The sequence below is a fragment of the Janthinobacterium sp. JF4 genome (genome assembly GCF_059617925.1).
In genome coordinates, this window is record NZ_JCAQAV010000040.1 from 1 (window position 1) to 24,890 (window position 24,890).

Genomic DNA, 24,890 nt, shown 5'->3' on the forward strand with positions numbered 1-24,890 from the left:
CGAACTCGGCTTCGCGCACATCCAACGCAAAGGCAATCTCTACAGGATAGTCTACGAAGCTTAGCGGCCAGTAAAGATGCCTGTGATGCGCCAATCGCAGGGAATGAGGTGAATGACTCCACGACGCTTGCTACTCACGATCACCGAAATGCTAGGCAAGGTCGATGTGCGCGCTGAAGAGCCGATCATCCGGCGACGCGACCGGACGCCGACCATCACCGTGCGCGGCGACATCGCCGATGGCTTGCAGCCCCCCGGACGTGTCCAGAGCTATTACAAAGCAGCTTCAGCCTATAATCGACAAGCTGCCGGCTGGCTATTCTGCCTCCAAGCATGCGGTGGAGGGGTTGTCAGAAACGCTGGATCATGAATTGCGCCAGTTTGGCGTTCGCGTCACATTGGTCGCTCCGCACTACACCAAGACAAGTCTGGAGGCCAACTCGTCGCGGGTTCAAATGGTCATCAACGCTTATGATCACGAATGCAACGCTGTTACGAACGCCGTGGCTGAAAGTGTTGAGAGCGCACCGGGACCGGCTCTGGTGGCTAACACCATCGTCGAGGCGGCACTGGGCGCATGGCGCATGCGCCGCATGCCATCCGGACAGGCGGCACTTTTGAGTATATTGCGCCGCTTCATGCCTACGGGGTCGGTCGACGCCAGCCTGAGAAAAAAGCTGGGCCTTGAATGAAATGCAGGCCAGGTGCAAGCGGCGCTGCGGCGGAAGATGATGCTAGATCAGCTAATGCACGTCGCTTCTCGGCCTATGCGATTAACGCTCGCATCGACGGCCCTGGTGCATAGTCCATACCCAATTGGGCGTACCTGCAACTCTTCAACACGGGATGCTCGCAAAGTAAGAGGAGGGAAGCCGTTCAGCGTTGAGTAATAAAGCGTTGCCAATTCAGAACCTAGGATGAAATCGGGCAACAAACGGCGGCATGTTCGCTATCATCACGGCGTCTTTGCACTTGGCGCCCGCGCTGTGCGGCCACGCATGGCCGGCCTGACTGGCACGCTTTGCCCATACTCATTCCACCAAGCCATGAGCGCTGCCATCGTCGGGCCGAGCCCGCGGGCTTTTTCCGTGATTTCGTATTCGACCCGTGGCGGCACTTCCGCAAACACCGTGCGCAACACCAGACCGTCCGCCTCCAGCTCGCGCAGTTGCGCCGTCAGCATGTGCTGAGTGATGCCTGGAATGGCCTTGCGCAATTCTCCGAAGCGGTACAGGCGCTGATTGAGCAGCCACATGATTTCCAGTTTCCATTTGCCTGAAAGCAAGGCAAATGCGCGCCGCATTTCTTCGTGCATATTCAGATGCACTTCTCCATTAGTCTGCTTTTCCATACTAAGCCCTATTTTTTCATCCTACTTGTGGGTATTCATATTAGTCGATAGTCTGGCTGCATGTCCAACTCTTATGCTGAATAGCAAAAAACTCGATGGCTCTTCTTACCTCCACCTATTGGATCAGCACTGCATTGCTGTCGCTGCTCTATTTCGCGTCTGCCTCCATGTACATCGCCAAGGGCGCCTTTGTCCGGCAAGCGCAAGCGGAGTTAGGCTACGCGTCCTCCCACCTCGTGCCCTTCATGATCGTAGTAAAGATACTCGGACCCGCTGCCATTCTGTGGCGCTTCAACGTGGCGCTCAGTGATCTCGCCTATGCCGGCATCTTCTATCACCTGGTCTTGTCCGGTTTGGCACATCTGGGCGTGCGCAAACCCAAAGGCGCCATTCCTGCGGCCATTGGACTCATTCTCCTGGCCGCATCCTTCGCGACACAAAATGCCGCTCGTGAAATTGCTTCGCCGTACGCACCAGCCGTGACGGTGATCCAAACCTCTCTCAACTAATGGAAACGACTCTAATGGAAACGAACATGTATCGACTCAATAACAAAGTAGCCATCGTCTTCGGTGCCGGTCGCGGTATCGGACGTGCCACCGCCAAACTGTTCGCGGCAGAAGGTGCGAAAGTGGCGGTGCTCTCGGTGACGCAGGCGAATATTGATGCCGTCGTGGCCGACATCGAAGCGGCAGGCGGCACGGCCATCGGCGTGCGCTGCGACGTTAGCAATGGCGATCAAATCAAGGCTGCAGTGGATCTGGTGGCCGATACCTGGGGCCGTATCGACATTCTCGTCAACAATGCCTTCGATCCATCCTCGGTTTCGTCGTCGGTTCTCGATCTCTCGGTTGAGCAGCTGCAACGTAATTTTGAAATGGGGCCAATCGCTTACCTGCGGACGATGCAAGCTTGCTATCCCCATCTCAAGGCCAGCGGTGAAGGTCGCGTCATTAACCTCGCCTCGTTGGCGGGTGTCCTTGGCATGGTGGGTTATGCCCCCTATAACATGGCCAAGGAAGCCGTGCGCGCACTGACGCGATCCGCTGCGCGCGAGTGGGGCGCCGACAAGATTACCGTGAACAACGTCTTGCCGATCGCAGATACCTGGGGCGCAGCCGATGTGCCGCCGCCTGCCAATGCACTCGCCCGCCATGGCTCGCCGCAGGAGGACGTCGCACCGGTGGTTCTGTTCCTCGCCAGCAAGGATGCGCAGTTCATCACCGGCTACAGCCTCACGCCCGATGGCGGAATGATCATCGACGCTGCGCGTTGAGGCGTGGGCGACATCCGCCGGCAACTATTGATGAGGGCGCAGGCGCGCCCATCTTCCTGGCGGGGTTTTATTTGTATTTGAGAAATGCAAGCCGAACGCCGGGCTGGCCCAGCGCCTGGGCCAGCCCGGCAGGATCGGCCAGGCGGCCGATGTGCGAGTAGGAGTAGGGCGATGTGAATGCGTTGTAGAAGACAACCACCGTCTTCGAACCATACAGCATGAGGTCTCCATTGTGGATCATGCCCGGCTGGGTCGCTTCGGCAGGCAGCGCTGTCGGCAGATCTGCATGTTTTTCGTTACCGTTGAGTTCAGCCATGTCCAGCGTTAGCGGCAGCAGTTCGGCAAAGGCTTGCCCAGTCGCGTTGTCGGACAAGGTGACGACGAAGCAACGTTCTCCAACGATCATCCACATGCGCGACTCCTCCGGCTTCAGGGGTACCGCAGCCGCGGAAGAAGCGCATGGCACGGAGGCAGATTGCTGTCGGGCTTCGCAAGCGCCTAGGAAGAGCAGGCCAAGCAACAGGCCCAGTCCATGCAGGCGATCAGATAGGCGGCGTTCGCTCTTGCCGGCCACTGGATGCCGTGCGCCGTTACGAACCGCTGGCTTGCGCGCAGTCATTGCTTGCTCCGGTACATGGATCAGCTTGCCCGCAGCGCTAGCGCACGCGAGGTCAGGAAGGCTGCCAGCAACAGTACGGCCGCGCTGGCGATGAACGTGCTCTGGTATCCACTCCGGTCGAACAGCAGACCGCCGATCGTGGAACCCAGGGCGATGGCGAGTTGCACGACGGCCACCATCAGCCCGCCACCCGCCTCTGCATCCCGGGGCAGCGTTACTGCCAGCCAGGACCACCAGCCTACCGGCGCGGCGGTCGCGACAATGCCCCAGATGCCCAGCAGTGCCGCCACGGCAGCGACCTTGCTGCCAAAGAGGGTCAGCGCCACCGCGATCAATGCCATCAGGATGGGAATGGCAACCAGTGTCCGGGAAAAATTCCACTTCAGGAACTTGCTGATGACGGTGGTGCCGATAAAGCCGCCTACGCCAATTGCCAGCAGAATCAGCGACAAGGTGGATATGCCTACCCGCGTCACGCTTTCAAGGAATGGCCGCAAATAGGTGAACAAGGCAAACTGACCCATGAAAAACGTGCTGACAGCGAGCATGCCCAGGGCAACCTTCGGATCCCGAAGTAGTCTGAAGGCGTTGCGGGAATCCGCCGAGGCAGTCTGGGGTGGCATGGAAGGCAGGCTGATCCACTGCCAGACAAAGGCAATCAACGCCACTGGCACCAGGCAAAAGAAAGCGCCACGCCATCCGACGACGGAACCGAGATAACTGCCCAGGGGTGCGGCGACGACGGTCGCCAGCGCATTGCCGCCATTGAAGATGGCCAAGGCACGCGGCACCTGATGGGAGGGTACAAGGCGCATCGCGGTGGCCGCCGACAGGGACCAGAATCCGCCAACCACCACGCCGATCAGCGCACGTCCCAGCATGTACAGAAAATAGTTCGGCGCCATCGCGACAACGCCACCGGAGGCGGCCATCAGTGCGGTCAGCCCCAGCAGGAGCATCTTGCGATTCATGCTGCCAGCCATGGTGGAAATCGACAGGCTGGTGAGCACCGCAAACACGCCGGAGATGGCAATTCCCTGTCCCGCCATGCCTTCGCTGACCCGGAGATCCCTGGCCATGGGCGTCAACAGGCTGACGGGCATGAACTCCGAGGCGATCAGCGCGAAAACGCACAGCGTCATGGCGAAGACCCCGCCCCACATGGCCGCCTGCGTACCGGCGTCAGCGTGCCCCTGCACGCCATCCGGGATCGTGCTGCTTATTGGTGCTGTCATGGTATGGGCTTATGCCAGATTCTTGTGGAAGAATGCGTTCAACTTCTCCCAGGGGATGAGTTTCACCCGGTCATACAGATCGACGTGCCCGGCGCCTGGCACGATCACCAGTTCCCTGGGGTGGGCCGAAAGCCGGAAAGCCTCTTCGCTGAATTCCCGGGAATGCGCCTGGTCGCCCGTGATAAACAGCATGGGACGCGGCGAAATCGTCGCGATGTCGTTGAACGGATAAAAGTTCATGAACTTGACGTTGCTGGCCAGCGTCGGGTGCGTCGTCAGTTCGCGCGACGACCCTGCCGGGGTGAACTCGCCGCGCTCGGTGCGATAAAAGTCGTAGAACTCGCGCTGGATCGGATGCGTATTGCCATCGAGCTTGTGCACGGTTCCGCCGGTGTACTTGATGGCGCCACCGGTAAATTCCACATAGCGCTGTTGCGCCGCCTCGGCAATGATCTGCTTGCGTTGCTCCAGCGTCTGCGAATGGTGCAGTGCATTGCGGTTGGCGGCGCCCATATCGTACATGCTGACAGTGGCAATGGCCTTCATGCGCGGATCGATCTTGGCGGCACTGATGACGAAACTGCCGCTGCCGCAAATGCCAAGAACGCCGATCCGTTCCCTGTCGACGAATGGCTGGGTGCCCAGATAGTCCACCGCCGCGCTGAAGGCTTCGGCGTAGATGTCCGGCGCTACGGCATTGCGCGGCTGGCCGGCGCTTTCGCCCCAGAACGACTGATCGATGGCCAGGGTGACGAAACCCTGCTCGGCCAGTTTCTGCGCGTACAGATTCGAGCTTTGCTCCTTTACCGCGCCCATCGGGTGGCCGATGATGATCGCGGGATGCCTGGTATTGCGGTTGAGATCCTTGGGCATGAACAGATCGCCGACGACCTGCATCTGGTACTGATTGTTGAAACTGACCTTGCGCGCAGTGACTGTCGCGCTCCTGTAGAAGTTGTCAGCGTTGTTGGACATGTCCGGCACGGGCCTGTTATCGGCGGCGAAAGCTGGACTAGTGGCAACGGAAAGGCTGCCCAGCACGGCCATGCCGGTGCCAGCAGTCTTCAGGAAATCACGGCGTGTTACATCATCTATGGTCATGTCTGTTTCTCCAGTTCGTTAGGTATGGGGCACGTTGTAGGTGTTGACGTGCATCGTACGTCGCGCTTTACGCACCTGCGCACCGAAATCTCGAACAGGTATATGTGTAACAGCCATGAATGTTTTGTATATTTATATTAAAAATCGCACATTCCACTTGGTATCATCGATTGCAAGGCAACACAACGGGATCCCCTTAACAGCCAGTTTCAGGAATTGTTCAAATGGCCAGAGATAATATTATTGATATTCTTATATTTTTCGAGGTCGCTCGCCAACGCAGTTTCACCCGTGCGGCCATCAAGCTGGGCATGTCCCAGTCCACACTCAGTCACATCATTCGGGATCTGGAAGCCCGGCTGGGCGTGCGGCTGCTCAATCGTACGACCAGGAGCGTTTCGCCGACCGAAGCAGGCGAGCGCCTGCTGACCAATGTCGCGCCGCGGCTTGATGAGGTTCATGCCGAAATCGCCGCTGTCAGCGATTTGAATGGCAAGCCCGCGGGAACAGTGCGCATCACCGCCATCGACCATGTTATTGATACCCTGCTGTGGCCAAGGCTGGCACCAGTGCTGCCTCACTATCCGGACCTGAATATCGAGATTCAGTCAGATTACAGGCTGATCGATATTGCGGCCGACCGTTATGACATCGGGGTGCGCTATGGAGATCAAGTGGCGGAGGACATGATTGCCGTGCGGCTCACGCCCGACATTCCTACCATGATCGTTGGCTCGCCTGCCTACTTCTCCTGGCATACGCAACCCGCCAATTTGCAGGACCTGATGAAGCACAATTGCATCACACTGCGGCTCGCAGGCAGTGGCGGCATCTACGCGTGGGAGCTGCAATATGATGGACGCAGCGTGGAAGCCCGGGTGAGTGGGCAGGCCGTGTTTACCAGCGCCGTGCCCATGGTGCAAGCGGCCTTGAGCGGCAATGGCCTGGCGTTCGTCACGGAAGACCTGGTGGCGGGATACATACGGGAAGGCCGATTAATCAGCGTTATGAGCGACTGGTGTGGAAAGTTTCCTGGCCTCCATGCGTACTATCCCAGCCGCCGCCACGAATCGAGGGCACTTCGGATTGTTGTCGAGGCTATTCGTCACAAGGAGTAAGCCAGGAAGCTGATCGTCAGATCAGGCCGCGCCTAAATTGATGTGTCCAAGGCGCTGCTCATACAGATCATTTCTTTGACCGTCTGCCTCTGGCCGCTTACCGTCATCGGCAGCTTACCTATGCTACGCCCAGCTGCCGGATCAGACTTTGTTGGCCAGTACGTAATCGACAAAAGCGCGCAGTTTTGGAAGAGCTTTACTTCGACTGGGATAGTAAAGCGTCAATCCGGAAAACGTCGTCGAAAAGCTGCTGAGAACAACTTCCAGTGTCCCAGCATGAATGTTGCGGGCCACTATGGAGCGAGGAAGTCTGAAGAGGCCCACGCTTTGCTCCGCAGCGTGGATACAAGCAGGGACTTCGTCGAGGATCAGGGGGCCGCGCACGTGCACGCTAACTGCCGCTCCATCGATACTGAATGCCCAGTCGTCCAGCACGATGTCTGCTTGTTTGAAGATGATACAGGGAATGTTTCGGAGATCGTCCGGTGTTGCTGGGCGCCCGTAACGTGCTAGCAACCCAGGTGAGCCCACCACCACTTGCGGTTCGCCAGGCGTGAGAGGCACCGCCACCATGTCCCCATGAATGATCGAACGAGGACGCACACCAGCGTCACATCCCTCAGTGACGATGTCCACCATCCGATCGTCGCCGACGAGCTCCAGTTGTAGCTGTGGATGTGCGGCAAGAAATCCCGTAACGAATCGCTCAGTCAAAACCTGGATACTTGCCCTTGGAGCACTGATGCGCAACAAGCCTGTCACCGAATGGCCGAGACTGCGCGCCGATTCAATTCCATGTAGCAACTGCTGCGCTGCGGGGCGAACTTGCAGCAACAGCCGTTCTCCCGCCTCGGTCAAGCCGACGCTGCGCGTCGTTCGGGCCAGGAGCGTCACGCCAACGCGAGCTTCAAAAGCGCGGATCGCTTGACTGACGGCAGACGGAGTAATACCCAGACGCCTGGCAGCTGCGCGGAAACCGCGCTCCTCGGCCACTGCCAGGAACACGACCACGCCGTCCAGATCGCCCCGACCAATTGTGTAGTTCATCTACACAGTATAAGCAGTGGAGAACGGATTCTCAAGAGCGTTCTCCTAGCGCAAGATAAAGACTTCAACATCAAGGAGTTCTTATGAGTACTAAATCCAAACAATCCCGCGCCTTTGGCATTGACTACGCAATCGGCGTTGCAGGTCTTTCCATTCGGTCGCTGCCCATTCCCACGCCAGCACCAGGCGAAGTTCTTGTGCATGTGCGCGCTTCGTCAGTGAACTATCGGGACGTGATCATCCTGGACGGAAATTACCCCATTCCCAATACGGCAGGCCGGATTCCGCTCTCGGACGGCGCTGGAGAAGTTGTAGCGGTAGGAGAGGGTGTCACCCGCTTCAAAGCAGGCGACCGGGTGACCAACGCATTCTTCCCGGAATGGATCGACGGCCCTTTCACCGGGAAGTACTCGCAGTACGCAGGCAATATTGACGGTTGGCTGGCCGAATATCGCGCGGTGGCCGCAGACGGGTTGATCTTGATTCCAGACAGCCTCGATTTCGAAGCAGCTGCTACGTTGCCCTGCGCCGGCCTTACCGCATGGTCTGCCCTCAAAGGCTTGAAGGCAAGCGAAACCGTTGTCACCCTGGGAACTGGCGGCGTGTCGCTGTTTGCCGTCCAACTGGCAAAAGCGATGGGGGCCAAGGTGATTGCCACGACGTCCAGCGACGCAAAGGCCGAGCAACTCAAAGCGCTGGGTGCGGATGCAACAATCAACTACAAGGAACAGCCCGCGTGGTCTGAACTGGTACGCAAGCTGACAGATGGAAGCGGTGCGAACCGCATCGTGGAAGTCGGTGGCGCAGGAACATTTGAGCAATCGATCAAGGCCATCGCCCTGGGCGGGCAAGTATCGATGGTCGGTGCAGTGGCAGGATTTCAAGGAGCCGTTGAAGTCCTCCCCATGTTCATGAGCCAGGCGCGCTACCAGAGCATTGCGGTGGGCAGCCGCCAAGACCTTGAAGATTTGGTACGATTTATTTCAGAGCACAGCATCCGCCCGGTCATCGACAGCAGTTTCGTATTCGACGATGCGAAGCTCGCATTCGAACGACTGATGACACGCGACGTATTCGGCAAGGTGGTGATCATGCACTGACCATCAACTTCACCGCAACGACACCTTATTGATCAAGGATCGACCATGACTGCCTACGTTATTTTTATTCGGGAAAAGACGCTGGATCAACGCGAAATGGACATATATGCCGAAAAGGTCCCCGCCACGTTGCCCAGTATACCCATCGAGATGCTCGCCGCTTACGGTCGCCTGGAAGTCTTCGAAGGGGAAACGCCGGAAGGTGTTGTCTTGTTCTCATTCCCGACCGTTGAAGACGCTAAGACTTGGTACTACAGCAAAGCCTATCAGTCGGCTGCCGAGCACAGACATGCAGGTGCAAGGTACAGAGGATTTGTCGTAGAGGGCTCGACGTGAGGGTTACGCACTTCTTTTAGAAGTACTTCCGGTCGGTAATCGTCAAGATCGCCACAATTTAGTTCCTGCCTTTGGCGACCTTGCGGGATCGCGATTCGCTGCGCGGCTTCTTCCAGCGTGAGCACTTGGGGCAGCACCAGTTTGACTGCCTGGGCCCGGAACTTTGGTGTCTATGTCGTTGATTGCATGTTTTCACTTCCTTTCACAAGCTTATCAAATGTAGGTGTCCGAAAATGCCAGGCTCGCTCAATAGCGAGGCGTCTCGCGGCCGGAGACGCCATGCGGTGTCTACATTGGCACAGTCCGTCAGAGGCGGTACAGACTGCCGGAGCCAACGCCGTCCACCGGCGTGCCGTCCGTGCAGCCGGCTATCGGCAAACCCTGCGCCCATCCGGCTGCCAAGGCATGCACGTCACGCAAGGGATCGGACGCCTTGGCGCGCTCATTGCGAATGCGGCAGGTTTCAGGATCAGTGGCAAACAGACCGCGCGCGAAAACGCGACCCTGCTCGGCCAGCTTCGCGGTCTTCGGCCCGCGGATCTCCGCGAAGCGCAGCAAGGCTTCATCGAGGCAGCCGTCCGTCCCAACCAGACACCGAGCCAGATGCCAGGCGTCTTCCAGCGCCTGACAAGCGCCCTGGCCAGATGTCGGCAACGGCGCGTGCGCCGCATCCCCCACGAGCAGCACATTGGCCCGGCTCCACGTGGGCAGCGGCTCCAGGTCGTGCACGGCAATCAGTCGGATGGCATGCGCCGCTGTCGCCTGGATGATGCGGGTGACAGGCTCCGGCCATCGCGCGAACAGATCCTCAATCTCCTTACGCATATCCGCTGCGGGCGCCGCCCCCGGCAATGGCCGTGCCTGCGCCGCCGCCCAGTAGACCAAATCCGGCCGGACCGCCACGCAACCGAAGCGATCACCCGACCCCCAATAATCCTGAATCGCGATATCGTCCACCAATGCACTCTCTCCCTGCGCCACACCCACCCAGTTCACGAAGCCTTGATAAACTGGCGTATTGTGCCCCGCGACGAACCGGCGTGCCACCGAGTCCATGCGGCCATCGGCACCGATCAGCAGATCTGGACGAATGCTTACCCCGTTGTCGAACCGCGCCACGGCTTTGCCGCCAGCATCGAGGTCGATCGCCACCGCCCGATGCCCGAATTCTACCGGGATCCCGGCCTGCGCCGCATGATCCAGCAGTACCGCCTGCAAGTCCCGGCGCAAAATCGTATGGGTCGGATGTCCCATCATCTGGTCTAGCAGCGCAATATCGATACCCCCCAAAGAATTACCCGCGGCATCCTGACGGTGCATCGCCACTGGCCGGCCTGCCACTGCAGCGATGTCTTGCAGCAGCCCGAGTTCCTCTAGCACAAAGCCGGCGTTGGGCCAGAGCGTAACGCCAGCCCCCATCGTCGCAGGCCCCGTCCGGCGCTCATATACGCGGGGACTGTACCCCCGCTTGCTCAATGCAAGCGCCACGCTCAACCCTGCAATGCCGCCGCCAAGTATTCCGATTTCCATGCTGAAGCTCTCCTATTCAATCCGTCCCGATGCGCCGCCGGCGGCGATCCATCGGACGAGACGGCATCTTAGATTCCGCCACTGCGGAGTACTAGTATGTGAAAATGGGCAGCTTTCATACCTTAATCGGGATAATAATGCGCAATGCCCTCGACCTCAATACAGTCCGTGTCTACGTGGCGGTCGTCGATGAACAAAGTTTTGCCGGCGCGGCACGCCTGCTGACCCTGCCATCTTCTAACGTCAGCCGCCACGTCGCCTCGCTGGAACGCACGCTGGGCGTCCGCTTGCTGGAACGCAGCACCCGCCACCTGCGCATGACGGAAGCTGGCAGGCTACTCTACGAACGCGCAAAACCCTTGCTCGACGCCTTACTCTCCACTGAGGAAGAGCTTGGCGCAGTACAGCGTGAACTGCGTGGCCCCCTAAGGATGTGCATGCCAGGCGAAGCGCCAAGGCTGCTGGCGCCTATCCTGGCCGAATTCTGTAGCCTCCATTCCGGCATCGAACTGGAATGCGACACGCGCCTGACCGGTCTGGAAGCTCTCCGGGAAGACATGGACTTGTCCATCGTCTTCCATCGTGGGCGCCAGGATGACAGTACCTTCATCACCCGCGAACTCGCGACGCTGCCCAGCATCGTGGTCGCGGCGCCCGCCCTGCTAGCCAAAACTGGAGTGCCGCGCCACGTGCGCGAACTTAGGTCATTGCCTTGCATTACCACCTTGAGCGCATTAAAGGGCCAGCCCTGGCAGTTTCTCGACGCCACAGGCGAAATCGTGAAGGTATCTGTGCGTAGCCGCTATCGTGTTAACAGCGGAGAACTGGCATTGGCGGGCGCGCGGCAAGGCATCGGCTTCGCGATAGTGGCGGCCTATCCATGCCAGGAAGATCTTGCCGCGGGCCGATTGCGGGAAGTGCCGCTGGACCTGTGCCCTGCGCCGCTGCAATTGCTTGGCGTGTACAGCCATCGGCATTCCGTGACTGCGCGGGTTCGGGCTTTACTGGAATTCATACAGGTGCGGTTGGAAGGAGTCGGGAGCGGCTCAAGATGAAAATCGAATTGAGGGATACGCCCGAATAACCGAATGTCTGCTCCGGGGTGCGGGTTCAATCGATCAATGCAACACTTTAACTTAACAGCATCGTTGCAGAGCGGAAATGATGCGGAAGAGAACTCGAATCGATTGCGCCGCGACCCGCGAAACCATAGATAGAGCATCGTAAGGCGGGGAGTTCATATATGGGTCTGCGCACGCTCAAGCAGCTCTTGCTTGAGCGTGATCGTAGTCTCTGCAAGGCGGGGAGGGCAGGTAATCCAGACCCGGTCTCGTCGTTGGATCAGGCAGCTACGAGATCGCACACCAGGAATCGGCCAGGACACCCAGCCCCCTAACTCGATCCATCGGGCCTTCGTCTTCCAGCATTTTGGAGCAGGTGTGTCCAAGCTACGGGTGGCGATTCACAGTGCGATGAATGGCTCCTCCGGCGCGGTGCCGGTGGGCTTCTGCTCGAGCTGTTGGTGGACGCGCGCGGCCAGCAGCAGGTGGGGCGGCCGTTGCCGGCCGAAGACGTCCTGGCGCAGTGCATGCTCGGCGTCGGCTTAGCGCAGGCTCAACAGGCCGAGCGCGGAGAGGCCTCGTCCATCAGCCACACGTCGTCGCTGGCGATGAGCGCATGGGCGATGCCGGCGTGCTGGTGCCTGCCGCCGTCTAGCTACAGGCGCACCCTAAGGGCAGCCGCAGGAGCGGCGGATGCGCATGGTTGCGGGCATGCGCACCACGCTGCGCGCCGCGTCCGGCTCCCTGATGCGCCGGATCAGCTGGCTCACCGCGCGCGCACCGATGTCTTCCAGCGGCTGGGCGGTGACGGTCAGGCTGGGGCTGAACAGGTCGGCCCAGTCGAGGTCATCGAAACCGGCGAAGGCTATTTCCCCCGGTATCACCACGCCCGCTTCCTTCAGCGCGCGCATTGCACCGAGCGTCATCAGGTTGTTGCCGGAGACGATGGCGCTGGGCCGGTCGGGCAGGGCCAGCAGCGCGTGCACGGCCAGGCGCGCCGGTTCGACGCTCGATTCGCCGCACGCCACCAGGCGCTCGTCAATGGCCACCCCGGCCGCCGCCAGCGCCCTGCGGTAGCCCGCCAGCCGCTCGCCGCTGGTCGAGTTCCACTGCGCCCCGGACAGGTAGCCGATGCGGGAGTGGCCGTGTCCGATCAGGTGCGCCACCAGCGACTGCATCGCCTCGGTGTTCTCGACGCCGACCTGGTCGAATGGTGTCGGCAGCAGATGGTCGACCAGCACCGCCGGGATCTGGTTGGCCTCCAGGTACTTCAGCGAGCGCAGCGCGCCGTCGTTGGTCGGTGCCATCAGGATGCCGTCGACCCGGCGCTGGTGGAAGGCCTGGACCACGCGCAGTTCCTGCTCGGGGTCGTCGTGGGTGTCTGCAAACAGCATCATCAGGCCGGCCTTGCCGCAGGCGGTGTCGATGGCCCGGACGATTTCCGAAAAATAGTGGTTGGCGAACGTCGAGATGGCCACGCCTATCGTGCTCGTGGTCGAGCGCGCCAGCGAGCGCGCCAGCGAGTTGGGGATGTAGCCGGCCGAGGCGATGGCCAGACGCACCACCTGCTCGGTCTCCGGGTCGACCCGCCGGGTCCCGTTGATGACGTGGGAAACGGTGGACACGGATACGCCGGCAACCCGGGCGACGTCGTTCATGTTAGCCAAAGAGCGGCCCTTCCATTGTTTTGTGTTCAGTCGTGCAGGATAGCACGGCCAGGCGCAAGCGCTTGCGCGCAGAGACGGGGAAAATTGCAAAGTGTCAAAAAATAGTGGTTTTTTCGCCGCGCAAGCGCTTGCGCAAGCGCTTGTATGTATCGTACTATCTATTCGGAGCTTGAAATGAGGCAGGCCGCTGGCACCGCGGCGAGCCCGTTTTATTGCACCGCGCGCAGACGCGGCCTCCGCACCAGCCGACTTGGCGGACCAGTACTACCTACATGGAGACAAGACAGATGAAAACATTGTTTAGCGCCCTGGCGCTGGCCGGACTGGCCGCGCTCGGCGGCAACGCCGCGGCCGCCCAGCCGGTGATCGGCGCCCTGATTCGCAACCTCGACGACCAGTTCCTCGGTGACTACGGCAGCAACCTGAAAAAGATCGCTGCCGCCAAAGGTGCCGAGTTGAAACTGATGGACGCCCACGGCGACATGGCGACCCAGCTCGACCAGCTCAACACCTTGCTTAGCCAGGGCGTCAAGTATTTCGTGGTGGTGCCGGTGGTGACCGAAGGCAGCGACCAGATCGCCCAGGCGATCGCGGCCAAGGGCGGTGGCGCTGCATTTTCCAACACGGCGCCGACGGTGAAGGCGCTCAAGACGGGGCGCAACTTCTTCCTCGCGTCCTCGCCCGAATCGGTGGCCGGGCAGATTCAGGCCGGCATCGTCGACGACTACTTCAAGAAATTCCCCGCCAAGCTGGGCCCAGGCAGGTCGATCAACCTGCTGATGCTGCTCGGCCAGCTGGGGCACCCGGCGCAAATCTACCGCACCCAGGCGGTGCTGGCGTCGCTGCAGCAGAAAGGCTACAAGGTCAATGTGCTGGCCAAGGACACCGCCAACTGGCAGCCGGAGGAGGCGCAGCAAAAGATGGACGCCTGGCTCAATGCCTACCGCGGCAAGTTCAACCTGGTGCTGGCCAATAACGATTCGATGGCGCTGGGCGCGGTCGAGTCGCTGGTCACCGCCAAGTATGTCGATGACCCGGCCCGGCCGGGCGTGGACGTCGACGGCGACGGCACCTCGCTGAAGGTGCCGGTGATCGGCGTTGACGCCACCCCGGTGGCGCTGCGCTCGATGGCCGAGAAAAAACTCTATGCCACCGTGCTGCAGGACGCCGGCGAGCAGTCGGCGACGGCCTTTGAACTTGCCTACCTGATGGCCACCAAGGGCGCCGTCGGCGGCGCCACGGTGCGCGGCTACAAGCCGCTGGCTGCGGCCATCCAGGAGGCCCCCGCCAACAACGCGGCGGTGGTCGGCCAGGTCTATCTGGTGCCCTTCAAGGCCGTGACGCAGGATAACTACAAGAGCTTCGCGAAGAAGTGAGGCGGACCGGCAGCGCGCGCCGCGATGCCGGCCGCGCGCTGCGTCACTGGAGGGGACGAACATGGATGGCACGTCTTACGTTATTGAAATGAACAACATCAGCAAGCGCTTTCCCGGCGTGCAGGCGCTCGACGGCGTCACGCTGCGGCTGCGCCCGGGCAAGGTGCACGCGCTGATGGGGGAGAACGGCGCCGGCAAGTCGACGCTGATGAAGTGCCTGTTCGGCATGTATCGGCCGGATCAGGGCGAGGTGCGCTTGCGCGGTCAGGTGCGGCAGTTCCAGCATTCCCGCGACGCCCTCGACGCCGGGGTGGCGATGATCCATCAGGAGCTGGCCAACGCGCCAGCGCGCTCGGTGCGCAGTAATCTGTGGCTGGGCCGCGAGCCGACCCGCCGGGTCGGGCCGCTGCGCCTGCTGGATCACCGCAAGATGCGCGCGGACACCGCCGCGCTGATGCGCAAGCTGGGCATGGACATTGATCCGGACGCCATCATCGGCGAGCTGTCGATTTCACACCAGCAGGCGTGCGAGATCGCCAAGGCGGTCGCCTACGACGCCGCCGTCGTTGTCATGGACGAGCCGACCTCGTCGCTCACCGACAAGGAGGCCGAGCAGCTGTTCCGCATCATTGGCGAACTGACCCGGCGCGGCGTGGCGGTGGTCTACATTTCACACAAGATGCACGAAATTTTCCAGATCGCCGACGAGGTGTCGGTGATGCGCGACGGCCGCATGCTCGGCACCTACGACGCCGGCGCGATCGACGAGGAGCAATTGATCCAACTGATGGTCGGGCGCGAGTCGAGCCAGCGCTTTCCCCCGCTCGACAGTGTGCCAGGCGCGACACGCCTGAAGGTGAACGCGCTCAGCTCGCCCGACCCGCGCTCCTTCCAACAGGTCAGCCTGGAATTGCGCCGCGGCGAGATCCTCGGCATCGGCGGCCTGATCGGCGCCGGCCGCAGCGAGTTCGTCGAGGCCCTGTTCGGCCTGCGCCGGGTGGCCTCCGGCAGCATCGAGATCGACGGCAGGGCGGTGCGCATCGGCAGCAGCCGCGAGGCCATCGTCCGGCGCATGGGCCTGGTCACCGAGGACCGCCGCGGCTCTGGCATCTTCCCGCAGTTGTCGATCACCCGCAACACGGTGATCTGCTCGCTGGGGCGCTATAAGGGCCGCTGGCGCACGCTGCAGCACGCGCGCGCTGGCGCCGAGGCGGCGCGGTTGAATCGCCAGCTCGGCACCCGCAGCGCCTCGATGGAGACGCCGATCGGCAGCCTGTCGGGCGGCAATCAGCAAAAGGTGCTGATCGCGCGCTGGCTGATGACCGATCCGGACATCCTGATCATGGATGAACCCACCCGCGGCATCGACGTCGGCGCCAAGTTCGAGATCTACTCGGTCATGGCCGAGCTGGCGCGGCAGGGCAAGTCAATCATCATGGTGTCGTCCGAAATGCCCGAGCTGATCGCCATGTCGCACCGCGTCATGGTGCTGTGCGAGGGCCGCCACACCGGCACCCTTGAGCGCGCCCACGCCAGCCAGCAGGAGATCATGCGCCTGGCCACGCAATACCGCTGACGCCAGCGCCGCCCCCACCCAACATCCCATACGGAGACAATCTAGCATGAACACTCTGACCAAGGCGGCCGACGAGGCCGCCATCTCCGGCGCATCCGCGCCCCGTCCCACCCCGGCGCCGGCACCGGGCCGCCGCCTGCTCGCCTACCTGCGCGCACGCACCAACCTGCTGACCTTTGTCGTGCTGGCCACGGCGCTGGCGCTGCTCACCGACGGTGCCTCGCTGTCGCCGGAATCGATCAAGAATCTGGCCGTCGCCGAGTCGGTGCGCGCCCTGGCCGCGCTGGGTGTGGGCATGATCATCATCACCCGCGGCATCGACCTGTCCATCGGCGCAGTGGTGTGTCTGGTCAGCAGCGTGGCCGCCTCGTTCGCCCAGAACAGCGACTACGCCGCCGCCCTGTATCCGGGCGTCGTATTTCCGCTGTGGTTGCCGGTGCTGGCCGGCGTGCTGACCGGCGCCGCCTTCGGCCTGCTCAACGGCCTGCTGGTGGCGCTGGCGCGCATCCCGCCCTTCATCGCCACGCTGGGCACGATGTCGGTGGCCTTCGGCTGCCAATTGATCTACACCCGTGCCAACGTGGTCGGCAGCCTGACGGACGCCTACAAGGAAATCGGCCAGGGTGCCCTGTTCGGCATACCCCACCTGGCGCTGTTCGCGTTGCTGGCCGCCGCCGCCGTGTACCTGATGCTGGCCCACACGCGCCAGGGCGCCAGCCTATACGCCATCGGCGGCAACCCTGCCGCAGCGCGGGTGTCGGGCATCAACGTCAAGCGGGAACTAGTGCTGGTGTATCTGTACGCGGGCGTCCTGTACGGCATCGGCGGCGTATTGCTGTCGAGCCGGCTCGGCCTGGCCAACGCCCTCACCGGACGGGGCATGGAGCTCGACGCCATCGCCGCCGTGACCATCGGCAGCGTCTCGCAAAGCGGCGGCATCGGCACCGCCGGCGGCATGGTGCTGGGCGTGCTGACGCTGGGGATCATCAACTACGGCATGACCTTCCTCGGCGTCGACTCCTACTTCCAGCTGGTGATCAAGGGTGGCATCATCATCGTCGCCGTCTACTTCGACATGAAAAAAACCGCCAGCGGCGAATAAGGGAGACAAACATGCTTGTTGGAATTCATCCCTGCGTCAGCCCCGAGCTGCTCTACGCCTTGGCCCGCATGGGCCACGGCGACGAGATCGCCGTGGTCGACGCCTACTATCCGGGCCACAGCAACAACGACCTGGTGATCCGCTGCGACGGCAGCACGGCGGCCGAGTTGCTGGCCGGCGTGCTGCCGCTGCTGTGCCTGGACGACTACGTTGCCGCGCCGGTGGCGATGATGCAGCCCGAAGCGCATGACCGCTGCGACCCGGAACTGGAGCGCGACTTCCGCGCCGCCATCGACCGCTGCTGGCCGGGCACGCCGGCGATCGCCCACATTGCCCGCCAGGAGTTTCTGGCGCGCTCGCGCGCCGCCTTCGCCATCGTCGTCACCGGCGAGCGCCGCAAGTACGGCAACATCTTGCTGCGCAAGGGCGTGCCGGGGCCACAATGAGCGCCGGCGCCGACACGGTTGTCGCCGGGCCGGCGCTGCTCGGGTCGCTTTGCTACCCTCCTTGCGCTTGAGGAGTGCGCCCAGGCGCAGCCGGTGGACGGTTGCCAGCGTGTCGCTCAGCGTAGCGTGAATGCGCCGGTTGGCTCGGGTGATCGCGTCGGCGTTGAAGGTGTGGTAGCGGATCAATTCATCTTTGGCGTCTGGTCGTGCCAACAGGCTTTCGCGCTCAGTGGCAGACAGGAACGAACGGCGTGACATGTAGTTTTCTTCTTCTTGAAAACGAGGGATGCTGAGAGGCCACACCAAGCTATCGACGCGACACGCGAAATCAAGGCATTGCGAATCTCGAACATAGTTCTTGAAATGTGACTTTCAAACAAATACTATTTCAATGAGTTTTGAGAAGGAAAATTCTAATGTTCGTCGTTTTACTGCACTACGTTCAACCGCTGACGGTCGTCGAAAAATATCTGGAGGAACATCGCAAGTTCCTGGATACGCACTACGCTGCTGGTCATTTCCTGGCCTCTGGTGCCCAAGTGCCTCGAACCGGTGGCGTCATTTTGGTTAGAAACCTGAACCGCGAAGAATTGGATGTTGTACTGAATGAAGATCCGTTCTGTCGTGAGCGGCTGGTCACGTACCAGATCATCGAATTCAGCCCAACTAAGTGTGCTGTTGGCGCGGAAAAGTTCTTTTCATTAAAGAGTTGACTGGCGAGAGACAAGCGATGTTGATCGGTTGAGCGGGTACGTTGCACACCAGCCGATGCTGACCGAGATGACGTCAATCGGGAAGAGCATCCCTTTAAAAGTGGGCATGCCCTGCTGCCAAAGTTTCGATAGAGCAGCTTACCCGACGCAGCGGCCGCGTCGCCAATGGGACAGAACCCTGGCGAACACGCGGAAAAATCGTGATGCAAGTGGCCGCGAACGGCTAGCTTGCGGCGCGCGGTCCGGTGCCGCTGCTTTCCCGTATCACCAGCGACGATGCGAGCTGCAACTGCCGCGGCGGCGTACCCGACAATTGCGCGAGCAGACTGTCGACCAGCGCCTTGCCTGCGTCGATCATCGGCGTGCGCACGGAGCTCAGTGGCGGCTGAAAATTGGAGGCGGTGATGATATCGTCGTAGCCGATCACGCGCACGTCGTCCGGCACCTTCTTGCCGAGCGCCGCCAGCGCGCCGATCGCGTTCATCGCCATCGGGTCGGTGGAGGCGAAAATCCCGTCGAACGCGCCGTCGCGGGGATAGCGCTCGGCGATCACGGCGACCACCGATTCGCGCGACTGGTTGGCTGCCAGGGTCAGGTCGGCGGCAGGGACCAGCCCGCGCGCGTGATGGGCCTGCAGATAGCCGGCGTGGCGCTGGCTGATCTCGGGCAGCGCCGTGTCGCCCAGGAAAGCGATGCGCCGTGCGCCCGCATCCAGCAAGTGCGACGTCGCCAGGAAGCCGCCCTGCGCATCGTCGCCGCCCACCGAACCGTACAATTGCCCGGGCAGCCGCGCGCCCCACACCACGAAGGGCAGGCCTTGCACGGCCATCGCCGTCAATTGGTCATGATGCCCCCACTGGCCGATCAGGATAAAGCCGAGGCACCGCCCGCCCTTGTACGCCTCCGCCGCCAGATCGAGCCGGTCGGCCGACACCCGCGACAGCAGCATGTCCATGCCGCACGCGGTCAGGGCGTCGGCGATGCTGCCGATCAATGTGAGAAAGAACGGTTCCGACAGCGGCAATTGCTCGACCGGGTCGTACGGCACCACCACCGAGATGGTGCGGTTTTGATTCAGGCGCAGATTCCTGGCGCTGGCGTCGATGCTGTAATTGGTTGTTTTGGCCAGTTCGGTGATGCGCTTGCGGGTTTCCTCGCCGATGCGCCCGGTCCCGGACAGCACCCGCGACACGGTCGAGCGCGACACGCCGGCCATCCGCGCGATGTCTTCCATCTGTGTGCGCGACGGCCGCTGGAAAGGTGAGGCCACGCTGTCGTCCGGCTGCTTCTTGTCAGTCATTGTGAATCCCGATAACTATTTAAAAATTGCGATGGCTGTCCGCCGGGCATCTTACACCGGGCGTCGCCAACCTTCACGTCGCACGCGGCCGATGAAAAAGCAACCGATTGCGCAAAATGGCTTTGCCTGTATACACGTTCTCAGCGCCAATGTCACTCGAAAGGCTACTTGTGTTTGAAATTGTCAGTTTTCGGCCAAAAAAAATTAAATTATTGCAGCCAATCCACATAAATGCGATAGTGAGCAATCGATTGCGCAAAAGCGACATTCAGATTGCTAAGTAACCCTCGGGAAATTATTGTGAATTTATGACGAACAGAACCGGATGCTGTGCAAGGCGCCTGCAGTGACGCAGTGCGAGTACTGCTAGCTGCGGACAACACCGCACAGTGCCGGTGATGGAAGTCAGAAATCACAATAATCTATTGGGGGTTACTTAGTCATCAAAGCCCGGTACGACCGAGGCGACGGCGCATCGAGTATGAGGACAAGCTCGGAACCTAAAAAATCAAGGAGACCAGATGACGTTTCAACTCACCCCCCTTTCCCTGGCGTGCGCCATGCTGGTGCACGCTGCCGGCGTCCACGCGCAGGAGGCCGCCGCAGACAAGGCCTCCGACACCGGCACGCTCGAAGCGGTGACCATCACCGCCCAGCGCCGTTCGGAAGTGCTGTCGAAGGCGCCACTCGCGGTCAGCGTGGTCAGCCAGAAGGCGCTGGACGCCCAGGGCATCACTTCGTTGACCGACATCGCCTCGTCGGTGCCCAACATGGCCGTCGCCAGCAACGGCTTTTCCATGCGCGGCATCGGCAGCAACGCCTCCTTCGGCGGTTACTCGACGGTCGCGGTCCACGTTGACGGCATCTACGAACCGAACTATCAAGTGCTGAGCCTCGGGCTATATGACGTCGGCCGCATCGAGGCGCTGCGCGGCCCGCAGGGCACGGTGTACGGCCGCAACGCCACCGTCGGCGTGGTCAATGTGATCACTGCGCGCCCGACCGCGCGCCAGCAACTGTTCGGCGACGTCAGCTATGGCGAGCACAATGACGTGACCGCGCGCGCCGTGGTGAACGTACCGGTATCCGAGACGCTGCTTCTGCGCGCCTCCGCATTGCGGCGCACCAGCGACGGTGACGAGCCGGGCAGGGCGGTCTCCAGCCGCTACGGCAAGGTCGACCTGTCGAGCGCGCGCGTGGCGGCGGCCTGGCAATTGGGCGACAGCCTGAAATGGAATGTGTCGTTGAGCAAGCTGGAGGACAAGGGCACGATCGCGGCGGTCCACAGCGTCGCCTATAACTACTTCCCCGACGCCAACATCGCCGCCGGCACTCTGGGCAAGCGTGTCACCGTGCCGGTCGACACCAACGTCGGCGGCATCGGCGGCGGTGGCGCCGGCACCGGCATCCGCAAGGATCTGGCCCAGACGGGGCTGCGCTCGTCACTGGTGTGGGCCGTCAACGACGATTGGACGGTGACCTACCTGGCCGGCTTGACCAAGCTGGTCAATAACGGCGTCGACCTCAACTCCGGCATCTTCAGCCTCTACAACAAGGACAACAAGACCATCACCCGCAGCCACGAGTTGAACGTCAATTACGAGAGCGACCGCCTCAAACTGGTCGGCGGCCTGTACGACTACCGCGACGAGCAGACCGGACTCTACGGGGTGCGCATCGGCAACGCGCTGCCGGCGCCGCTGGCGGGCGTGCTGCCGCCGGGCCTCGCCTTCGCCCCCGGCGCCGGCAACCTGCCGTCCGGGTATGGCAACCTCGACGCGGCAGTGCGCAACAACGCGTTGAAGAACACCTCCAGGGCGGTCTTCGGCCAGGCCACCTACAGCGTCTCTGATGTCTGGCGCATGACCCTGGGCCTGCGGGGGACGCGCGATACGGCGCTGACCGACACCGATACCCAGGCTTGCCAGTACGGAACCATGCAAGCGCTGGCGGCCAACCTGCCGTGCGGCGTGCCGTTCGGCCCGGCGGTCAACGCCTCCGGCACCACCAGCTCGCGCAACACCAGCTACAAGGTGACCTCCGAGTTCGATCTGAGCAAAACCGACATGTTGTACGCCACCGTGTCGACCGGCTATCGCGGCGGCGGCGTCACGCCAAACGTGGCGACCCCGTACCTGACATACAAGCCGGAGACCCTGACCAGCTTCGAGGCGGGCTGGCGTGGCCGGCTGCGCGGCGACACCTTGGGCCTGAACCTGACGGCCTTCAGCATGGATTACAAGGACCTGCAGGTGAGCACTATCGGCAAGAATCTGTCGGGCAATAACGCCGTCGTGACCGGTAACGCCGCCACCGCGCGCGTGCGCGGCATCGAGGCCGAGCTCGACTGGAGGGTCACGCGCCAGGACCATCTGCAGGGCTTCCTTACCCTGCTCGACGCCAAGTTCGGCACCGTCGCGCCGGGCATCGACAACGCCAACGCCGTCGACGTGCTGTACAACAACTTCGCGCCGACACCGATCAACACCGCACCGCTCGACAACAGCGGCCGGCGCTTGCCCAACGCGCCCAAGGTCAGCGCGCGCCTGCGCTACGCCCATACCGTCGATCTGGGCGCCAACGGGCAATGGACGCCGTCGATCCAGACGTATTGGCAGAGCGGCAGCCATTCTGTCATCGACAACCTGACCAGCACCGATCCGCTGCTCGGCTACCGCAAGGCCTACAGCAAGACCGACCTCAACCTTGACTGGCAAAGCCAGGACAGGCGCTGGAACGTCAACGCCCACGTCTATAACGCCGAGGACCGCAAGGTCTATACCAGCAACACGCAGATATTGGCGCTCAGTATCGCGTCGTATATGCCGCGGCGCACCTTCGGCCTGCGTGTCGGCTACACCTTCTATTGAAAGTGATCGTGCATTCAACAATATCCAACCAACGGAGTCCAGCGCATGCTAAGTAAAGTCTATCGGCCAGCCATCCGTTCGCCCGAGGTGGACGGCGACGGCTCGCTGATTTTCCGGGTGGCGGCACCGGCGGCCCGCCAGGTGCGGGTCGAGCTCGACGCGCTGGCGGCGCCGCTGCCGCTGGACCGCGCCGCTGACGGTATCTGGCGCGGTAGCAGCCCGGCGCTGCCGCCAGACCTGTATTGCTACCGGCTCGTCATCGACGGCGTGTCCGTGCTCGATCCCGCCAACCCGTGGATCAAGCCATCGAGCACGGGCCTGGGGGAGAGCATGGTGCTGTTGCCCGGCCGGCCCGATGCCGCTGCGTTGCCGTGGCAGCATGGCGACGTGCCGCGCGGGCTGGTGGTGCGCCACAGTTACCGTTCCGCCGCCATCGGCGGCGACCGCGAGTTCTACGTCTATACTCCGCCCGGCTACGACCGGCGTTCCGGCCGCACCTACCCGGTGCTGTATTTGCTGCACGGCTTGGGCGATGCCGCCGGCGCCTGGTTCAATGCCGGACGCGCAGACGTCATGCTCGACGCGCTGATCCACGACGGCCGCTGCCGGCCCATGCTGGTGGTGTGTCCGTCCGGGCATTGCGATCCAGGCATGGCCAGCGACCTGCCGCCGCCGCTCGCCGGGGTGGCGCTGCGCAACATCGAGCTATTGGGCGCCAGTCTGCTGGATGAGGTGTTGCCGCTTGTTGAGTGTAACTACTCGGTTGACGCCGACCGGCGGGGCAGGGCGGTCGGCGGCTTGTCGATGGGCGGCGCGCAGGCGCTGTTCGTCGGTCTGAACGCGCCGCACCGGTTCGCCCATGTCGGCGCGTTCAGCCCCGCCACCTTCATGTTCGAAGGTCACTTCGAGGCCTGCCTGCGGCAGGCGCCGTCGCCAACGGCGGTGCCGCGCCTGTCCGTCAGTTGCGGGCGCGACGACTTTTTGATCGACGACGTCCGCCGCTTCGTCGACTGGCTGGCCGCGCGCGGCGTCCCGCACAGTTGGCAAGTGGTCGACGGCGCGCATGCATGGCCGGTCTGGCGGCGCAATTTCATCGATTTTGTCGGTACATTATTTAACAAGGATCATCATGACGATTCACTTGACAACTCTGGCGCGTAGGCGCCTGGCCGCCGCTATCGCCGCCGCGCTGTGCTGCGCGCTGCCGGCGGCCGCCGCGACACCGTCCCCGAATACGCAAGGCATGGTCGAGGCGCCTTGCGCCGGCTTGCCGGCGCTACCCGACGTGCCGCGCGCGCTGGTCGACATGTTCATCGAGCCCGGCGCCATGCGTCCGGCGGAACTGGAGCGCCTGATCGCCGGACCGATCATGGCGCAGCGGGCGCGGGCCGAGGAGATGCGGCGCCAGCTCGACTGGCCGGACCTGTGCCGCTACGCCGCCGCCAACGCCGGCGTGTTGGCGGCCGGCACCGCCGTCGACGGCGTCTTCCTGGGCGACTCGATTACCGAGCTGTGGTCAGAGTCGGCGGCCCGGGTGTTCGGTGACCGCTGGCTCAACCGCGGCATCGCGGGGCAGACTTCGCCGCAGATCCTGTTGCGCTTTGCCGCCGACGTGGCGGCGCTGCGGCCCCGTTTCGTCCATCTCATGGCGGGCACCAACGATATCGCCGGCAACACCGGCCCCACTTCGGCGCGGCGCTATCAGGACAACATCGAAGCCATGGTGGCGATCGCCAAGCGTCAGGGAATAGCCGTGCTGCTGGCGAGCATCCCACCGGCAGCCAGCATGCCCTGGCGTCCCAGCCCCGGCACGCCGGCGCGTATCGAGGCCTTGAACCGTTGGCTCAAGGCGCTGGCGCTCAGCGAGGGCCTGGTCTACGTCGACTACCATGCCGTGCTGGCGGCGCCGGATGGCGCGTTCCGCGCGGACTTTTCGAACGATGGCGTCCATCCGAACAACCGGGGCTATGCGCGCATGAAAAGCGTACTGGAATCCGCGCTCGGCCAATTACCCGACAAGAGGTCGCAAAACGGGCGCGCCGCCACACCTACCGTCAAGGAGTAAC

At 62.2% G+C, this 24,890-nt stretch carries 22 protein-coding genes and 1 pseudogene; 15 read left to right on the forward strand and 8 right to left on the reverse strand.

Annotated features, from left to right (window positions below; translation table 11 throughout):
- Window positions 1-317: 317 nt before the first annotated feature.
- Window positions 318-692, forward strand: a pseudogene (locus AC54AF_RS22240) (SDR family NAD(P)-dependent oxidoreductase); the annotation flags it as partial.
- A 263-nt stretch (window positions 693-955) separates the two neighbouring features.
- On the opposite strand, the gene AC54AF_RS22245 reads toward AC54AF_RS22240, so the two are convergent.
- Window positions 956-1,351, reverse strand: coding sequence for a winged helix-turn-helix transcriptional regulator (locus AC54AF_RS22245; protein ID WP_496638277.1), 396 nt, complete (start codon window positions 1,349-1,351; stop codon window positions 956-958).
- 95 nt (window positions 1,352-1,446) lie between these two features.
- On the opposite strand from AC54AF_RS22245, the gene AC54AF_RS22250 reads away from it, so the two are divergent.
- Together AC54AF_RS22250 and AC54AF_RS22255 are read left to right on the forward strand one after the other, a co-directional pair.
- Window positions 1,447-1,860 (forward strand): DoxX family protein, encoded by a 414-nt coding sequence (locus tag AC54AF_RS22250; RefSeq protein WP_496638278.1) that lies wholly within the window; start codon window positions 1,447-1,449, stop codon window positions 1,858-1,860.
- Between the two features lie 14 nt (window positions 1,861-1,874).
- The gene (locus AC54AF_RS22255; protein WP_496638279.1) at window positions 1,875-2,627 is read left to right on the forward strand and encodes an SDR family NAD(P)-dependent oxidoreductase; all 753 of its coding nucleotides are present in this window, start codon (window positions 1,875-1,877) and stop codon (window positions 2,625-2,627) included.
- A gap of 67 nt (window positions 2,628-2,694) precedes the next feature.
- Here the strand turns inward: AC54AF_RS22255 and AC54AF_RS22260 are convergent, their stop codons facing one another.
- The 3 genes from AC54AF_RS22260 to AC54AF_RS22270 form a co-directional block, all read right to left on the reverse strand.
- Window positions 2,695-3,039 carry a cyclophilin-like fold protein gene (locus AC54AF_RS22260; protein ID WP_496638280.1) on the reverse strand — a complete coding sequence of 115 codons (345 nt, stop codon included), beginning with the start codon at window positions 3,037-3,039 and terminating at the stop codon, window positions 2,695-2,697.
- Window positions 3,040-3,266: 227 nt separating this feature from the next.
- On the reverse strand, window positions 3,267-4,481 hold the full coding sequence (locus AC54AF_RS22265) for an MFS transporter (protein WP_496638281.1): 1,215 nt from the start codon (window positions 4,479-4,481) through the stop codon (window positions 3,267-3,269).
- Between the two features lie 9 nt (window positions 4,482-4,490).
- A complete protein-coding gene (locus AC54AF_RS22270) occupies window positions 4,491-5,582 on the reverse strand; it encodes a dienelactone hydrolase family protein (protein WP_496638282.1) in 1,092 nt (363 codons plus the stop codon).
- 224 nt (window positions 5,583-5,806) lie between these two features.
- Here AC54AF_RS22270 and AC54AF_RS22275 point away from each other — a divergent pair, with 224 nt between their 5' ends.
- A complete protein-coding gene (locus AC54AF_RS22275) occupies window positions 5,807-6,700 on the forward strand; it encodes a LysR family transcriptional regulator (protein ID WP_496638283.1) in 894 nt (297 codons plus the stop codon).
- Window positions 6,701-6,841: 141 nt separating this feature from the next.
- Here AC54AF_RS22275 and AC54AF_RS22280 read toward each other — a convergent pair whose 3' ends face one another.
- Window positions 6,842-7,747, reverse strand: a complete 906-nt coding sequence (locus tag AC54AF_RS22280) for a LysR family transcriptional regulator (protein WP_496638284.1) — start codon at window positions 7,745-7,747, stop codon at window positions 6,842-6,844.
- 83 nt (window positions 7,748-7,830) lie between these two features.
- Between AC54AF_RS22280 and AC54AF_RS22285 the strand changes: the two genes are divergently transcribed.
- Window positions 7,831-8,847 (forward strand): zinc-dependent alcohol dehydrogenase family protein, encoded by a 1,017-nt coding sequence (locus tag AC54AF_RS22285; protein WP_496638285.1) that lies wholly within the window; start codon window positions 7,831-7,833, stop codon window positions 8,845-8,847.
- 45 nt (window positions 8,848-8,892) lie between these two features.
- On the forward strand, window positions 8,893-9,183 hold the full coding sequence (locus AC54AF_RS22290) for a DUF1330 domain-containing protein (RefSeq protein ID WP_496638286.1): 291 nt from the start codon (window positions 8,893-8,895) through the stop codon (window positions 9,181-9,183).
- A 306-nt stretch (window positions 9,184-9,489) separates the two neighbouring features.
- Here AC54AF_RS22290 and AC54AF_RS22295 read toward each other — a convergent pair whose 3' ends face one another.
- Window positions 9,490-10,713: an FAD-dependent monooxygenase gene (locus tag AC54AF_RS22295; RefSeq protein WP_496638287.1), complete on the reverse strand. Its 1,224-nt coding sequence runs from the start codon at window positions 10,711-10,713 to the stop codon at window positions 9,490-9,492.
- A 137-nt stretch (window positions 10,714-10,850) separates the two neighbouring features.
- On the opposite strand from AC54AF_RS22295, the gene AC54AF_RS22300 reads away from it, so the two are divergent.
- Window positions 10,851-11,768 carry a LysR family transcriptional regulator gene (locus AC54AF_RS22300; RefSeq protein ID WP_496638288.1) on the forward strand — a complete coding sequence of 306 codons (918 nt, stop codon included), beginning with the start codon at window positions 10,851-10,853 and terminating at the stop codon, window positions 11,766-11,768.
- A 674-nt stretch (window positions 11,769-12,442) separates the two neighbouring features.
- Here AC54AF_RS22300 and AC54AF_RS22305 read toward each other — a convergent pair.
- The gene (locus tag AC54AF_RS22305) at window positions 12,443-13,432 is read right to left on the reverse strand and encodes a LacI family DNA-binding transcriptional regulator (protein ID WP_496638289.1); all 990 of its coding nucleotides are present in this window, start codon (window positions 13,430-13,432) and stop codon (window positions 12,443-12,445) included.
- Between the two features lie 296 nt (window positions 13,433-13,728).
- Here AC54AF_RS22305 and AC54AF_RS22310 point away from each other — a divergent pair, with 296 nt between their 5' ends.
- The 5 genes from AC54AF_RS22310 to AC54AF_RS22330 all read left to right on the forward strand — a co-directional run bounded on the left by AC54AF_RS22310 (window position 13,729) and on the right by AC54AF_RS22330 (window position 18,654).
- The gene (locus AC54AF_RS22310) at window positions 13,729-14,817 is read left to right on the forward strand and encodes a substrate-binding domain-containing protein (RefSeq protein ID WP_496638290.1); all 1,089 of its coding nucleotides are present in this window, start codon (window positions 13,729-13,731) and stop codon (window positions 14,815-14,817) included.
- 61 nt (window positions 14,818-14,878) lie between these two features.
- The gene (locus AC54AF_RS22315; protein ID WP_496638291.1) at window positions 14,879-16,393 is read left to right on the forward strand and encodes a sugar ABC transporter ATP-binding protein; all 1,515 of its coding nucleotides are present in this window, start codon (window positions 14,879-14,881) and stop codon (window positions 16,391-16,393) included.
- 46 nt (window positions 16,394-16,439) lie between these two features.
- Window positions 16,440-17,495: an ABC transporter permease gene (locus AC54AF_RS22320; protein ID WP_496638292.1), complete on the forward strand. Its 1,056-nt coding sequence runs from the start codon at window positions 16,440-16,442 to the stop codon at window positions 17,493-17,495.
- 11 nt (window positions 17,496-17,506) lie between these two features.
- On the forward strand, window positions 17,507-17,941 hold the full coding sequence (locus AC54AF_RS22325) for an RbsD/FucU family protein (protein WP_131687877.1): 435 nt from the start codon (window positions 17,507-17,509) through the stop codon (window positions 17,939-17,941).
- A gap of 416 nt (window positions 17,942-18,357) precedes the next feature.
- Window positions 18,358-18,654, forward strand: coding sequence for a YciI family protein (locus AC54AF_RS22330; protein WP_131687878.1), 297 nt, complete (start codon window positions 18,358-18,360; stop codon window positions 18,652-18,654).
- Window positions 18,655-18,877: 223 nt separating this feature from the next.
- On the opposite strand, the gene AC54AF_RS22335 is transcribed toward AC54AF_RS22330, so the two are convergent.
- Window positions 18,878-19,954 carry a LacI family DNA-binding transcriptional regulator gene (locus AC54AF_RS22335; RefSeq protein WP_496638293.1) on the reverse strand — a complete coding sequence of 359 codons (1,077 nt, stop codon included), beginning with the start codon at window positions 19,952-19,954 and terminating at the stop codon, window positions 18,878-18,880.
- A gap of 521 nt (window positions 19,955-20,475) precedes the next feature.
- On the opposite strand from AC54AF_RS22335, the gene AC54AF_RS22340 reads away from it, so the two are divergent.
- Genes AC54AF_RS22340 through AC54AF_RS22350 form a run of 3 tightly spaced genes read left to right on the forward strand, consistent with a single transcriptional unit; the run spans window position 20,476 to window position 24,889 of the window.
- Entirely contained in the window at window positions 20,476-22,824 is a 2,349-nt protein-coding gene (locus AC54AF_RS22340; protein WP_496638294.1) for a TonB-dependent receptor, read from the forward strand.
- A gap of 45 nt (window positions 22,825-22,869) precedes the next feature.
- Window positions 22,870-23,985, forward strand: coding sequence for an alpha/beta hydrolase (locus tag AC54AF_RS22345; protein WP_496638295.1), 1,116 nt, complete (start codon window positions 22,870-22,872; stop codon window positions 23,983-23,985).
- Window positions 23,954-24,889 (forward strand): GDSL-type esterase/lipase family protein, encoded by a 936-nt coding sequence (locus AC54AF_RS22350; RefSeq protein ID WP_496638296.1) that lies wholly within the window; start codon window positions 23,954-23,956, stop codon window positions 24,887-24,889. Before AC54AF_RS22345 ends, AC54AF_RS22350 begins: the two co-directional genes overlap by 32 nt.
- The last annotated feature ends 1 nt before the right edge of the window (window position 24,890 follow it).

What these genes read in the sequence shown, in the direction of transcription:
- AC54AF_RS22335 (WP_496638293.1), bottom strand. Translation starts at nt 19,954, where the DNA reads ATGACTGACAAGAAGCAGCCGGACGACAGCGTGGCCTCACCTTTCCAG.
- AC54AF_RS22250 (WP_496638278.1), top strand. Translation starts at nt 1,447, where the DNA reads ATGGCTCTTCTTACCTCCACCTATTGGATCAGCACTGCATTGCTGTCG.
- AC54AF_RS22260 (WP_496638280.1), bottom strand. Translation starts at nt 3,039, where the DNA reads ATGTGGATGATCGTTGGAGAACGTTGCTTCGTCGTCACCTTGTCCGAC.
- AC54AF_RS22245 (WP_496638277.1), bottom strand. Translation starts at nt 1,351, where the DNA reads ATGGAAAAGCAGACTAATGGAGAAGTGCATCTGAATATGCACGAAGAA.
- AC54AF_RS22290 (WP_496638286.1), top strand. Translation starts at nt 8,893, where the DNA reads ATGACTGCCTACGTTATTTTTATTCGGGAAAAGACGCTGGATCAACGC.
- AC54AF_RS22330 (WP_131687878.1), top strand. Translation starts at nt 18,358, where the DNA reads ATGTTCGTCGTTTTACTGCACTACGTTCAACCGCTGACGGTCGTCGAA.
- AC54AF_RS22310 (WP_496638290.1), top strand. Translation starts at nt 13,729, where the DNA reads ATGAAAACATTGTTTAGCGCCCTGGCGCTGGCCGGACTGGCCGCGCTC.
- AC54AF_RS22340 (WP_496638294.1), top strand. Translation starts at nt 20,476, where the DNA reads ATGACGTTTCAACTCACCCCCCTTTCCCTGGCGTGCGCCATGCTGGTG.
- AC54AF_RS22285 (WP_496638285.1), top strand. Translation starts at nt 7,831, where the DNA reads ATGAGTACTAAATCCAAACAATCCCGCGCCTTTGGCATTGACTACGCA.
- AC54AF_RS22255 (WP_496638279.1), top strand. Translation starts at nt 1,875, where the DNA reads ATGGAAACGAACATGTATCGACTCAATAACAAAGTAGCCATCGTCTTC.
- AC54AF_RS22275 (WP_496638283.1), top strand. Translation starts at nt 5,807, where the DNA reads ATGGCCAGAGATAATATTATTGATATTCTTATATTTTTCGAGGTCGCT.
- AC54AF_RS22265 (WP_496638281.1), bottom strand. Translation starts at nt 4,481, where the DNA reads ATGACAGCACCAATAAGCAGCACGATCCCGGATGGCGTGCAGGGGCAC.
- AC54AF_RS22280 (WP_496638284.1), bottom strand. Translation starts at nt 7,747, where the DNA reads ATGAACTACACAATTGGTCGGGGCGATCTGGACGGCGTGGTCGTGTTC.
- AC54AF_RS22270 (WP_496638282.1), bottom strand. Translation starts at nt 5,582, where the DNA reads ATGACCATAGATGATGTAACACGCCGTGATTTCCTGAAGACTGCTGGC.
- AC54AF_RS22320 (WP_496638292.1), top strand. Translation starts at nt 16,440, where the DNA reads ATGAACACTCTGACCAAGGCGGCCGACGAGGCCGCCATCTCCGGCGCA.
- AC54AF_RS22325 (WP_131687877.1), top strand. Translation starts at nt 17,507, where the DNA reads ATGCTTGTTGGAATTCATCCCTGCGTCAGCCCCGAGCTGCTCTACGCC.
- AC54AF_RS22345 (WP_496638295.1), top strand. Translation starts at nt 22,870, where the DNA reads ATGCTAAGTAAAGTCTATCGGCCAGCCATCCGTTCGCCCGAGGTGGAC.
- AC54AF_RS22300 (WP_496638288.1), top strand. Translation starts at nt 10,851, where the DNA reads ATGCGCAATGCCCTCGACCTCAATACAGTCCGTGTCTACGTGGCGGTC.
- AC54AF_RS22305 (WP_496638289.1), bottom strand. Translation starts at nt 13,432, where the DNA reads ATGAACGACGTCGCCCGGGTTGCCGGCGTATCCGTGTCCACCGTTTCC.
- AC54AF_RS22350 (WP_496638296.1), top strand. Translation starts at nt 23,954, where the DNA reads ATGACGATTCACTTGACAACTCTGGCGCGTAGGCGCCTGGCCGCCGCT.
- AC54AF_RS22315 (WP_496638291.1), top strand. Translation starts at nt 14,879, where the DNA reads ATGGATGGCACGTCTTACGTTATTGAAATGAACAACATCAGCAAGCGC.
- AC54AF_RS22295 (WP_496638287.1), bottom strand. Translation starts at nt 10,713, where the DNA reads ATGGAAATCGGAATACTTGGCGGCGGCATTGCAGGGTTGAGCGTGGCG.